This is a genomic window from Prolixibacter denitrificans (assembly GCF_003014495.1).
Lineage (GTDB): Bacteria > Bacteroidota > Bacteroidia > Bacteroidales > Prolixibacteraceae > Prolixibacter > Prolixibacter denitrificans.
In genome coordinates this window covers 117,378-129,977 of record NZ_PYGC01000004.1, presented here as the reverse complement: position 1 = coordinate 129,977, position 12,600 = coordinate 117,378, and the positions used below count along the sequence as shown (strand labels likewise).

Genomic DNA, 12,600 nt, shown 5'->3' with positions numbered 1-12,600 from the left:
GTTAAACGTTAGGTTAATTTGCTACCGGGCTAATCTTGAGATTTTTGAACCAACCTTCCGAATTGTTGCCAACCCACAAGGCAATCCATCCTTTCTTCCGGGTACTGATTTGATTGACAACCAATGAAGGTTCAGAGGAATGATTGACATAAACTTTCACTTCCGGATAGGCAACCTGAATCGTTGCCTGAAACCATTCATCCGGTTCGGGTACGGGTGCGACTTTGTTTTCATATTTACCCGGATATTCGTTGCGGAGTTTGTACCAACCATATTGGGGAGCGGAAATGTACTGGACCGAATGTGTGTTTCTTTCCGGATTTTTGAAATTAAAGGGCCGGAAGTAAACAGCGTCGAAGGTACTGTCGTTCATGCCATGAAAAGCCACTCCTACAAAACTGCGTCCCGGGGCATTTTTCCCCTTGATGTCGAGTTCTATGGTTCCGTTTTGAAATTCAACGTCTTTCAGAATGAGTAAACCATCTCCGGGTTTTGCATCCATGTGCACATTCCTGTTACAGGAAATTTCGCGGTTGAACGCAGACCACTTCTGGTTATCCTGAACCGTCGATAAGTCGGGAACGATAACTTTTGATTGCTGCGCTTCTGCCGGAAATTGGATGCTGAACAGTAGGGCAATCAGTAAAATTAATCTGTTAGTCTTCATGGTGTTCACGTTTTGTCAGGCTATGGATTTGATTATTTGGTTATATGCATATTACGGATTAATTGTTAGACTATTCATATCGCAAAGCCTCAATTGGATTGCGGGTGGCAGCCCGGTACGAATGCCAGCTCACTGTCAGCAACGCGATAACCAGAGCGAGGAATCCGGCTAAGATGAAAATCCACCAACTTAAGCCAGTTCGGTAGGCAAAGTCTTCCAGCCATAAATTCATAGTATACCAGGCTACAGGCGTAGCAATGACAAAAGCAATACCTACCCACTTGATGAAATCCTTGTTCAGCATGGCCATTACTTCCGAGACTTTGGCACCGTTCACTTTGCGGATACCGATCTCTTTAGTGCGACGTTCGGCGGCAAAAATCGCCAGCCCCAGCATACCCATGCACGAAATAACAATGGCTAATAGTGCGAAGATGCTCATGGTTTGCGCCAACCGTTCCTCCGATTTGTACATGGAATTGAACCAGTCGTCGTAGAACTCATATTTGTAAGGATAGCCTGGCATAACATTTTGCCAGGTTTTATGAATAAACTTCATGGTTTCCCCAATATGGTTAGCAGACAGCCGAATACTGATTGCATTTGGGAATCCTTTGGAAGCTAGAATGATAAATGCTGGCCCGATAGGTTTTCGCATGGAACTGTAGTGGAAATCATTGACAACACCGATGATGTCATAGCCTCCGTAGTTGTTAAAACGCTTGTTATCCAGGTTTGTGAATCCGAAATGTTTATACCCTGTTTCATTGATGAGGCAGACTTTACCAAAATCGCTCGGCTGGGGAGCCCTTCCTTTGATGATGTGCAGTCCCATGGTTTTGATGAATGAGCTGTCGGCAACGATACTGGGAACGGTTTCGTTTTTATATCCCAGGTCGAACCGGATATCTCCCGGGACTCCCTGGCTCACACTTGCATCTCTGATGTAGGGCGATTTTTTTAATTCGCTTGCCAGGACCGACGTTTTATTCATGTCCTGGTCTTTCAGCCAGGGAATGTCAAGGCGTAACAGTTGTTCCTGATTGAATCCCAAATCCTGATGTTTGACGTATTGAATTTGGCGCCGAACGATTAGCACCGAAACGATCAGTATAACCGAAACGGCAAATTGAAACACGGTCAGCGATTGACGCAGGTAGTTTTTCTTTCCGGAAATGAACGTTGTGCCACTTAAAATTTTTACCGGGTTGATGCCCGATAAAACGAATCCGGGACCGATGCCGCTTACTAAGCCTAAAATCAGAATAGAAAGCAGAAGAACAATTGAAGTCGGGAAGTGATACAGAATGTTGAAATTGAGCGGCGTGTTGAAGGCCACTTCATAAGCCGGAAGCATGAGCCGCAACAGGAGAGTCCCAATAAGAAACGCGCTAAAGCCAATCAGCGTCGATTCTGCTACCAATTGACCGATGATCTGTTTCCTGCTGGCTCCGATGGTTTTGCGGATTCCGCTTTCTTTGTTTCGTTTGGCCTGCTGTGCAACCGTGAGGTTGATGTAGTTGATAACGGCCAGGATAAGGATGATAAGACCAATGGCGGCAAACAGTTGCAACAATTTGGCATTCCCTTTCCGGTTCGACACACCGGTGGTTGGATCATGCAGATAAATATCCTTCAGTGGCAGGAATCCGGCTTTTTCAACATACGGTTTTAGCAATTCTTTGTGCGCATTGATTTTCGCGATGAGTTGCTCCGGCTTTTCATTCTTCTTCAGTTGCACATAGATTTCAAAAGGCCATCGGTACGTACTCAAATCGTCTGAGTTTCCTATGGCTTGCTTGAATTTAAAATTATCGTTCTGCGCATTCACGATAAAGTTGGCTGTGAAACTTGAATTGGCCGGAAAATCCTTGATAACAGCACTGACGGTTACCGGATAGATGTCATAAACATCCAGTTCTTTTCCCAACGGATTTTCATTTGGAAATAGTCTTTTAGCCGTACTTTCCGTGATTACCACAGAATTTTTGTCCTGAAAAGGAGTAGCGGTTTGCTGTGCCAAAACCGGTACAGAGAACATATTAAAAAACTGTGGGTCGACAGACATGGCACCCGTATGCAAATAAGTTCCTTCCTTGCCGTATTTTAATTCAACCGGATGGTTATAACAATCGACGTAGCACGCATTTTTAACTTCGGGGAAATGCTGAAGAAGAATGTCTTTTACCCGGTAGTCGATTTCGCTGGAATTCTTTTTTGCATCGGTGAGCCGGATGATTTGGCGGTAGTTTTTGTTGTAACGGTCGTATGAATATTCTTTTAATAGAAAAAGGGTAATGGCCAGACTAACAGAAATAGCAAATGCAAATCCGGCCACATTGATCAATGTGAATTTTGGATTGGTTCGCATGTTCCGCAGAGCCGTTTTTATGTAGTACCAAATCATGTATTGTCTGTTTATGAGGTTACAATAACTCGTGTCACTTTCGTCGTTTATTCATACCGCAACGCATCTATCGGATTACGGGTCGCTGCCTTGTATGATTGCCAGCTGACAGTGAATAGGGCAATAGCGAAGGATAATATCCCGGCAAGGGCAAATACCCACCAACTGAGTCCGGTTCTGTAAGCAAAATTTTCCAGCCATAAATTCATGACATACCAGGCAACGGGCGTAGCCACAACAAAGGCAATGGCTACCCATTTGATGAAATCCTTGTTCAGTAGAGTCATGACCTCAGAGATATTGGCGCCGTTCACCTTCCGGATACCGATCTCTTTGGTTTTGCTAATGATAGTGAAGAGACTGATTGCATACAAGCCGACTGCTGCAATTGCTATCGAAAGGATGGACAGAATGAGTAATAGCTTTTTTGCCTGCTGATCTCTGCCATACTGACTAGCCAGGACAGCGTTGTGAAATTCATATTGAAGAGGTTGACTAATGTTGTACTTTTTCCATTGCTTCTGCAGGATAGCAATCACATCGGATATTTCATTCGTTCGGTATTTGACAAAAATATTTCCGTTATTTTCTGCTCTCAGCATTATCAAGGGCTGAATCTTGTGATAGAGCGAACGATAGTTGAAGTCGCTAATAATTCCGATGATACGAAACCGGGAATTATTCATTAACAGTTCTTTCCCGATTAGAGAACCTTTTTTTCTGTATTCGTTAGCAGCGGTTTGGTTTAAGATGACGGCCTTATCGTCAGTCGGGTGATTCATATCGAAAAAACGTCCTTGATTCATCTTCAAACCAAATGTTTTCAGGAACTCATCGTCTACCTGCATGGCGCTGGTGTGTACAAAATTATCTTCATTCTGCGTCTCGAAGTATGCACTAGTCATGCCGGGGTCATCTTTCCCAAAATTGACATCGCTGCTGGTAAGATCCTTTATGGCGGCATAGGCTTTCAGGTCGTTGATAAAGCTTTTGCGGTTGGTGTCGCTCATGCCATATAGATTGAACATGAGAACATTATTGCCGTCATATCCCCGGTTTTTATTCACCATATAACTAATCTGCTTTTGAACGATGATGGAGCTGAGAATGATCAGCGCGGACAGAGCGAATTGCAGGAAAACAAAGCTGTTCTTGACGGTAAAGCGGTGGTGACTATTTTTTTCATCCTTTAAGAGATTGAGCACCTTCCTTTTGGATACATAGTAGATGGGCAGAATATTTGTTAGCATGTTAAATAGCAACAACGCGAGGAAAGTAAGCAGGAATATCTTTATCAATAAAATCGGCGAAATTTCAACACTCAGATTCAGGTAGTGGGCGAGTGGTTTTCCACCTACTTCATAGAGTACGATAGCCAGAAAAAATCCAATGGTCCAGAAGATGAGTGATTCATAGAGGAACTGTGTGGCAATTTGGCCGCTGAAAGCTCCGGTCGTTTTCCGAATGCCAATCTCTTTCAGGCGAGTGGATAAATTGGCAATGGTGAGATTCGTGAAATTAATAGATGAAATTAGCAAGACCAGTAAGGCCAGAATGATGGCCCCGTATACATATGTTTTACTGGCTGTAACAGCCGGATCGAATTTGTGATTGCTGAAATGGATGGCTGTTAGCGGTTCCACCAAATAAAAGAGATAAAGCGAATCATTCGCCTTCATATCATCCCATGTTTTCGCTTTGGCTCCATCAATTTCAGGCATGCTGTGCGTGTAGACGGTTTTGGTTAGTTGAAAGCTCAACTTATCAACATCGGGGTTTGCTGTATTTGTTTTGATGTAGGTATAGTATGATTGAGAACCCCAATCCTGTTTTTCCGGTTGGGATTTTTCAATGGACTGTACAACCTGATATTGCAAGTGAAAGTTTTTGGGAAAATCCTTGAATACACCTGTAATTACACAGTCTTCGTCCATCAACTTGACCACTTTATCCAATGCGGCATCGGCATTGCCAAATAGTTTAATGGCCAAGCTTTCTGATATCGCAATATCATTTTTTGAGCCAAACAGATTAGAAGATGTTTTTTTTATAGGTAGATGAAAAAATGAAAAGAAATTGGAGTCGGCAAAGAGCAACGGACCGCCTTTTATTATTTCGTCGTGGTAGTGGATATCGGCGTCTCTGTCAGGTCGGAGCCTTGTTGCTTCGGTAATTTCAGGAATATCATGAACGATGGTTTCAGCCATGGCAGCGCTGGTTACTGCATAATCAGCCTCATCTCCGTTAAGGTTTCCTTTCATGTAAATGCGGAAAATCTTGTCCTTGTCGGGAACAAATTTGTCGAAGCTGGTTTCGTAATAAACGTATCCGGCAGCGAACAAAATCACTGCAAAGGAGATGCTGATACCGAAAAGCTTGGCAAATGTCAATGCACTGTTCTTTCGTGCATTGCGGAATACCATTTTGATGTTTGACAGATTGAGCATTTGGTTTCTTATTATGATTTCATTCAGCTATTTGTATCGTGTTGATTCAGTGTGATTTTGTCGCCGCCTTTCAGTCTTGTCTCTATTCTAATCCTGAAACTTCACGTTGACGTTTCCACCGGATGCATGCATGTAAACGGGGATTCCGCCACCGTTCATTGTTCCTTTGACCCGGTCTTTTTCTGATGTGCCGGAAAAGTTCTGCAGGTCGATGTATACTCTGTCTGATTTCAAATCCAGGTCCATACCCAACTTATCGCCATTTTGAATCGTTGCGTCAACTCCACCGCCACTGGATGCCAGGTACAGTTTCTTACTTAAATTACTGATGTTAACATGTACAGAACCTCCGCTGGATGTAGCTCTTATAGCTCCGGTTTCACCAGTGACAGTTACACCGCCTCCGCTACTACTGGCATCCACATCTCCGTGCACATTCTTCAGGCGTACACCTCCGCCGGAACTGCGTGCATAAACATTTCCGTGACCTTCATCCAGAGTTACACCGCCTCCGCTGGAGCTTAAGCGAGCATCACCATTCTGATTAATCGCCTGGACACCACCACCGGAGGAACTGGCCTTGGTGGTTCCTGTAACGTTTTCTATTCGTATTCCGCCTCCGCTACTTGCCAGGTCATGGGTTCCATCTACATCTGAAATTTTTAATCCACCGCCGCTGGACGCTATATTGCAGGACATTTCTTTAGGCACAATGATCTTCAGGGAAATACCGACGTTGTTCCAGAACTTGAAATTTCGTTTGCGCTCAACATTCGCCGTGATGACCGAACCATTTTTCTGTATATCCAGGTTAAAATCTTTCAGAACATCAGCGAGTGACGGGTCTGTCGGAGATAGTATTTTTCCATTTTTCCGGACAAAGGCCTGCACAACCACTTTGTTTTGGTCGGTCCCTTCTACGACAATGCCACCACCGGAAGATTGGGAATTCAATGTTCCCGGTTGATTCAGTTCAAAGGTTTTGGTTATCGTAGGAGTGCCCTTTTGAGCAAATCCGTTGCACGAAAGCAATGTCGCCATCAGGGCGATTAATGTGTACCGTTTGATTCTGATTTGACTTTTCATGATCATATTTTTAGGTTCTCTTTAAAGTTACTCATATCTCAGCGCTTCTACAGGGTTTTTGGTCGCAGCTTTCCAGCTTTGCCAACTTACCGTGAGTAGCGCAATTACCAGGGCCAGTATTCCTGCTAAGGCAAAAATCCACCAGCTTAAACTGGTCCTGTAAGCGAAGTTTTCCAGCCATTTATTCATGGCAAACCAGGCAACGGGTGCGGCAATTGCAAAAGCTATACCGACCCACTTGATAAAGCCCATATTGAGCAAGGTCATTACCTCTGAAACTTTAGCCCCGTTAACTTTGCGGATACCGATCTCCTTGGTACGCTGGCGCGTTGTAAATACGGTAAGACCAAACAGGCCGATTAGGGCGATGAACATAGCTAGTAAGCTGAAAAAACCAATAATCTTTTGCTGGGCCTGATAAGATTGATAGTTGGATGCCAACGCATCATCGAGAAATGAAATCTGAAAAGGAGTTTCCGGAAACCTGTTCTTCCAGAGTTTCTTTATTTGGTGGACCAGACTTTGTATATCGGCTGTTTGAAAACGGATATTCACAACCTGGTAACCCCATCCATCCCACGATGGATTAGCCATAATAATTAATGGCTGTATGTTGGATGTCAGTGGTTTGAAGTTGAAATTGTTCACGACGCCAATCACGTTTAGTTTTCCATCACGGTCAATTTCTTTACCAATGGGGTTTTTCCATCCGGCCCTTTTTACCAGTTGTTGATTGACCAATACGGCATTTTTGTCGAGGCTTTTATTTCCCCTGAAGTTCCTGCCTCTAATAATATGGACGTCGAAGCATTTAAAAAAGTCGGCATCGGTGTAGAGTGCATTTATGATAGTTCGCTGTTGTTCACCTTCCAATTTATATCCGTTTGCAGTCAGGCCATTACCTACAGTCTGACTACTTAGGCTGGCGGCGCGGACAGAAGCTAATTGGAGTAAATCCTGTTTGAAGCCATCCAGTTCATTGTTCATGAATTCGTCGTCAGAATAGACAGAAAGAACATTGTCCTTGTCAAAACCTAATTCATGATTCAATAAAAAACTGTTTTGTCTGGCTACAACAAAAACGGAAACAAGCAAAAGGATGACGACAGCAAACTGAAAAGAAACCAGTAGTCTGTTTCTCATTTTTCCGGATACGGCCGCCATTGTTGTATCCTTTAATGCTTCAATTGATTTTGTTTTTATCACTTTTCTTGATGAAAAGAAGGAGACAACAAGTGATAAAAGAGAAATGATAATTAATAGAAAGACTATTATAGACAAGACTGATTCCTGCATCGAGACAGTCGTTTGTAGGTAGGTATTCAGGAAAGGTAAAAACACCTGAAGGAGGATAATTCCCACTAACGAAGCGGTCGCTGTTAATATCAGGACTTCAATGAAAGTCTGAAATATCAGTGCGTATTTTTCTGCACCAAAGATTTTAAGAAGACCCAAATCTTTCTTTTTTGCAAGTCTCTGGGCAGTATATAGAATAATATAATTGACTATGGCCAGTAATAAAATCAGCAGGGTGATACTGCCAATAATATAGATGCTGCTTTTGCTGCGATTTGAAGAGCAATCGTATTGAATGGAGCCATCTGATAAGTGAACATTTTCAATATTTTGCAATGATGCAGAATAGGACCACCCCGAACGATTCCATTTGTCATTAATCTTTTTCTGAAGAAAATCCGGAAATGCCTTCTCTATTTGTTGTGGGGAAGTGCCCTTTGATAGTTCCAGGTACGAAAGCATTGTCCATCCGCCATCCCATCCTTTGTAATCATCGCTTTGTCCGATGTATTTTAATGAGATAATAGCATCAAAAGTGAGGTGGGTGTTGCGAGGAGGATTGGCCGCAATTCCGTTAACCGTGAGTAATTTATGGTTGTATTTGAGTGTTTTACCAATCGGGTTGGAATTTCCGAATAGTTGTTTGGCTGTATGTTCACTCAGTACAATTTTATCTGCATTGTTCAGTACAGTTGTTGGATTTCCTGTGAGCAATTTAAAATGGAAAAAAGGGAAGAAATTGTCATCCGCAAAACGAAGATTATTTATTGAATAAAGGGCGTTACCAGAATATACCTTCGCAGGATTTTCCATGGTAACACGACAATATGCATCAATTCCAGGTATTTCTGATTTCATATCGGGTGCCACCGGATAATATACAAATGCAGATGATGAGACGCCCCGGTTAGTCTTGGTTGTACTGACTACCCGATAAATTCGATTATGGTTTGGGAAAAACTTATCGAAACTAAATTCATATTTTACAAACAGAAATAGAAAAAGACAAGCTGCAATTCCTATAGAGAATCCCAAAATATTAATAATGGAATTCATTTTGTTTTTCAAAATATTCCGTAAAGCGAGTTTGAAAAAGATAACATCCATTTTTTTCTATTTTACTCGTTTGTTTGATTCAATTGAGCAGTCGCTACTGATTTGATTTATTCGTACCTCAGTGCTTCAACAGGATTTCGTGCTGAAGCTTTCCAGCTTAATTCTTTGAAAAAGTTAATCAAAAAAAATGCCCTTATCGATAAGGGCATGTATATCAGTGAATAGAATGTCTAGGGGAACGGCTGTTTTATCAAAAACTTTGACAACCGTGTCCATTATCTTGTCAATATCGGCTTGGGATTTAGTTCATCTTTTCTTTTACCATCGCTTCCAGGGCATCGATCCACAGGGGATGGTCGTTGAGGCTCTCCACCATCGTGAGCGTTTCGCCACCGTTTCCGGTGAAGAAGCGTTTGTAATCAATGCCGATTTCCACGCGGGTTTCCAGGCAGTCGGCCACAAAGGACGGGGCTGCCACCAACAGCTTTTTCACACCTTGTTTGGCCTGCTCTTCCAGCAGTTTGTCCGTGAATGGTTTGATCCATTTATCCGATAAGCGTGATTGGAACGATACCGTATAATCGCCGGGTTTCAGGCCCAGTTCGTCAGCCAGCTTGCGGGAAGTAGCATAACAGGCGGCTTTGTAGCAGAAGGTTCCGTGTGCCGGCATGCCTTCATGACAGGTACAGGTGGTATTGCTGATGCCGGGGTGCGATTTGTCGAGGTGGCGCAGGGGCAACCCATGATAAGAGAAAATGACGTGATCATATTCTTCCGGCTTTTGTTCGCGGATTCGTTCGGCGAAAGCCTTGATGAAATCAGGACGGTCGTAAAACTGGCTGATAACCTGCACATCGGGAATGACGTTCCACTTCCGGACGGCGGACCAAAAGGCTTCAACAGCCGTTCCGGTAGAGGAGGAGGCATATTGCGGAAACAATGGCAACAGGATAATTCGTTCGAATCCACCTTCCTTAATTTGCTTCAAGGCTACTTTTAACGACGGATTGCCGTATCGCATGGCCACAAAAACCTTGTCGCCTTTGGGCAGACGTTCTTCCAGTTTTTCCTGTACGCTGTTGGCAAAAACCACCAATGGGGAGCCTTCTTTAGTCCAGAGTTGCTGGTACAATTTCGTCGATTTGGGGGCCCGGAACGGAACGATGATCAGGTTCACCAATATTTTCTGCAGTAGCCAGGGAATGTCAATCACCCGCTGGTCGTTGAGGAACTGAAACAGGTAGCGACGAACACTGCTAACCTTCGGCTCGTCGGGCGTTCCGACATTCATCAGGAGAACAGCTGTTTTCTTTACGGCCATGAAAGCAATTTTAGGTAGTTAAATTTTTGTTTAGAAAACAGGTCAATCCTTTAAACAGTTCACCCAGTCAATATCTTTTTTCAGTAATGAAAGGGTTTCGGCTTCGCGTGAACCGGATTCCGGTGTGTAGTTGTATTCCCAAACGGCTTCCGGTGGCATGCTCACCAAAATGCTTTCGGTGTTTCCTCCCGAGGCCAGTCCGAATTTCGTTCCCCGGTCGTACACCAGGTTGAATTCCACGTACCGTCCACGCCGCATTCGCTGCCATTTTTCTTCCCTTTCGGTGAAAGGTTTATCAGCGTATCTTGCCAGTTGTCCGGCATACATTTCCGGGTACGCACTGGCTAAATCGACCGTGAATTGTATCAATTTTTTCAGCGGAATCTCTTCGGTCGGTTTCAGCCGGTCGAAGAAGATGCCTCCCACGCCACGGGTTTCATCACGGTGAGGAATGAAGAAGTAGTCGTCAGCCCATTTCTTGTAATCGCGATAGAACGAAGGCGAATACCGGTCGCAGATTTCCTTCAGTTTCCGGTGAAATTGCTGTGCTCCGGCTTTGTCGATGTAGTGGGGCGTGAGGTCGATGCCGCCGCCAAACCATTGTACACCGTTGTCGAGACTGAAATGGCGCACGTTCATGTGAATAATGGGTGCGTGTGGGTTCACCGGATGCAGAATGGAGGAGATGCCGGTTGCCGCATACGCCGAAGCTTTTTCGCCAAGCAGTTTCTCCATTTGGGCACTGTAGGTGCCTTCCACGTGCGAGAAGTTGATCGCTCCCTTGGCAATCCTGTCTCCGCCGGCAATCACCCGTGTCATGCCACCGCCAATGTTTTTCTTCCAGGCATCGCGACTGAACGTGGCTTTGCCGTCGGCCTGCTCGAGGCGGGCACACATTTTCTCCTGCAATTCGCTGTAAAGCTCCGCTATCCGGGCTGTCTCTTTCATCAAATTTCTTTTTCGGTTATCATTCGCGCCTGTTTGATGCGGTCGGCCATCCCAATGCCGTTCCGGATGTTTCCGGCCAGAATCAGTCCGGGATATTTTCCTTCCAGGCGGTCAATCATTTCAAAGCGCTCCTTCGAATTGGCACCGTATTGCGGAATGGCGTGCCGGTAGCGGTAAATGTGCTGAAGATCCGGCTTTAGTTCCGTCAGTTTCATCATCGGGACCAGTTCCTTTTCCAGTACTTGTTGAATCTGCCCGTCGCTGAAATCAATCATTTCCGGATGGCGGATACCGCCCATGAAGACTGATAAGACAGCGCCACCTTCCGGTGCACGGTTCTGAAAAAACGACGAGGTAAACAATACGCCCAGCATATTTTTGTTTTCCTTTGCGGGAATGAGGCCGCCAAAGGCATTGAGTGGCATGCCTTTCCAATCTTTGAATCCCAGAATGACCTGCGTAACAGTCGCGTATTCTAGTTCCCGGAAGGGAGCCAGTTCCTCATCTGCGAGGAATGGATAGAGACCGCCAAACGCATGGCCCCCAACCGTTGAAATAACCTTGGGTGCCCGGACGGTTTGGGTTTCGCCATCTGCAGTGGTTGTGACGGTGAATCCATCCCGGTCGGGCTGAACGTGCGTGTTTTCCGCGCCCAGCGTAATGCTCTCCAATCCGACCGACTTTTCCAGCGCCTTAATCAATGATACGAGACCTCCCTGGGCCGAGAAAACCTCCCGTGTTGCTTTCGAATCACGAGGCTCTTTGGGCTCTTTTCGTTTTTTCATGGCGCCGCCCACAAAGCTGCCGTAATTTTGTTCCAGATTGAACAGCTTGGGCAAGGCAAACTCGGTGACGAGGTATTCCGGGTCACCGGCATATACGCCCGAGATAAACGGATTGACCGCGTAATCGAGGAAGCTTTTCCCCAGCCGGCGACGGACCAGGTCAGCCACCGATTCGTTCGGTTTGGTGCCTTTCTTCCGAAACGGTTCGCCAAGAATCCGGAACTTATCGTACCAGGTAAAGAGGGGTGTGCCGATGGCTGATATAGGGCCGGAGGGCAACGCATGCCAGTCTTTCCCTTTCCAGATGAGGCGCCGTTTGGCAGCCGGATCGGCTGTTTCGAGTGTCACATCTTTCTGCAGTTCCTCGAAGAGTTCGGCTACATCCGGATTGCCCAGCACTCCGGTATTCGGCCCGGTTTCGAAGGTGAAGCCATCCTCCCGGACGGTTTGAATCACCCCCCCGGTGTGGGTGTTCTTTTCGATGACACGAACATTTTTGCCCTGCTTTTTCAGGTAATGTGCGGCGGTCAGACCGGTGAGACCTGCGCCGATAATAATGACATCGGTATTTTGTGTATTGCTCATTT

Annotated in this window: 8 protein-coding genes; all 8 read right to left on the bottom strand. The window is 45.1% G+C overall.

The features are described 5' to 3' along the window. Nucleotides 1-13: 13 nt before the first annotated feature. Nucleotides 14-667 carry a 3-keto-alpha-glucoside-1,2-lyase-like domain-containing protein gene (locus CLV93_RS09600; protein WP_106541983.1) on the bottom strand — a complete coding sequence of 218 codons (654 nt, stop codon included), beginning with the start codon at nt 665-667 and terminating at the stop codon, nt 14-16. A 70-nt stretch (nt 668-737) separates the two neighbouring features. Beyond that, nucleotides 738-3,074, bottom strand: coding sequence for an ABC transporter permease (locus CLV93_RS09595; RefSeq protein ID WP_106541982.1), 2,337 nt, complete (start codon nt 3,072-3,074; stop codon nt 738-740). A 47-nt stretch (nt 3,075-3,121) separates the two neighbouring features. Continuing rightward, a complete protein-coding gene (locus tag CLV93_RS09590; RefSeq protein WP_106541981.1) occupies nt 3,122-5,521 on the bottom strand; it encodes an ABC transporter permease in 2,400 nt (799 codons plus the stop codon). A gap of 87 nt (nt 5,522-5,608) precedes the next feature. Beyond that, complete coding sequence (locus tag CLV93_RS09585; protein WP_146141994.1) at nt 5,609-6,607, bottom strand: DUF4097 family beta strand repeat-containing protein; 999 nt, start codon at nt 6,605-6,607, stop codon at nt 5,609-5,611. A 27-nt stretch (nt 6,608-6,634) separates the two neighbouring features. Further along, nucleotides 6,635-8,959, bottom strand: coding sequence for an ABC transporter permease (locus CLV93_RS09580; RefSeq protein ID WP_281351405.1), 2,325 nt, complete (start codon nt 8,957-8,959; stop codon nt 6,635-6,637). A gap of 301 nt (nt 8,960-9,260) precedes the next feature. Beyond that, nucleotides 9,261-10,280 carry a ferrochelatase gene (gene hemH / locus CLV93_RS09575; protein ID WP_106541978.1) on the bottom strand — a complete coding sequence of 340 codons (1,020 nt, stop codon included), beginning with the start codon at nt 10,278-10,280 and terminating at the stop codon, nt 9,261-9,263. A gap of 42 nt (nt 10,281-10,322) precedes the next feature. Then, complete coding sequence (hemF, locus tag CLV93_RS09570) at nt 10,323-11,228, bottom strand: oxygen-dependent coproporphyrinogen oxidase (RefSeq protein WP_106541977.1); 906 nt, start codon at nt 11,226-11,228, stop codon at nt 10,323-10,325. Next, entirely contained in the window at nt 11,228-12,598 is a 1,371-nt protein-coding gene (gene hemG, locus CLV93_RS09565) for a protoporphyrinogen oxidase (RefSeq protein WP_106541976.1), read from the bottom strand. The genes hemF and hemG overlap by 1 nt, the downstream gene beginning before the upstream one ends. Nucleotides 12,599-12,600: the final 2 nt, after the last annotated feature.

Bases quoted from the DNA above. Each gene is read 5' to 3' on its own strand.
- hemH (WP_106541978.1), bottom strand. From the start codon at position 10,280: ATGGCCGTAAAGAAAACAGCTGTTCTCCTGATGAATGTCGGAACGCCC.
- CLV93_RS09600 (WP_106541983.1), bottom strand. From the start codon at position 667: ATGAAGACTAACAGATTAATTTTACTGATTGCCCTACTGTTCAGCATC.
- CLV93_RS09590 (WP_106541981.1), bottom strand. From the start codon at position 5,521: ATGCTCAATCTGTCAAACATCAAAATGGTATTCCGCAATGCACGAAAG.
- hemG (WP_106541976.1), bottom strand. From the start codon at position 12,598: ATGAGCAATACACAAAATACCGATGTCATTATTATCGGCGCAGGTCTC.
- CLV93_RS09595 (WP_106541982.1), bottom strand. From the start codon at position 3,074: ATGATTTGGTACTACATAAAAACGGCTCTGCGGAACATGCGAACCAAT.
- CLV93_RS09585 (WP_146141994.1), bottom strand. From the start codon at position 6,607: ATGAAAAGTCAAATCAGAATCAAACGGTACACATTAATCGCCCTGATG.
- CLV93_RS09580 (WP_281351405.1), bottom strand. From the start codon at position 8,959: ATGAATTCCATTATTAATATTTTGGGATTCTCTATAGGAATTGCAGCT.
- hemF (WP_106541977.1), bottom strand. From the start codon at position 11,228: ATGAAAGAGACAGCCCGGATAGCGGAGCTTTACAGCGAATTGCAGGAG.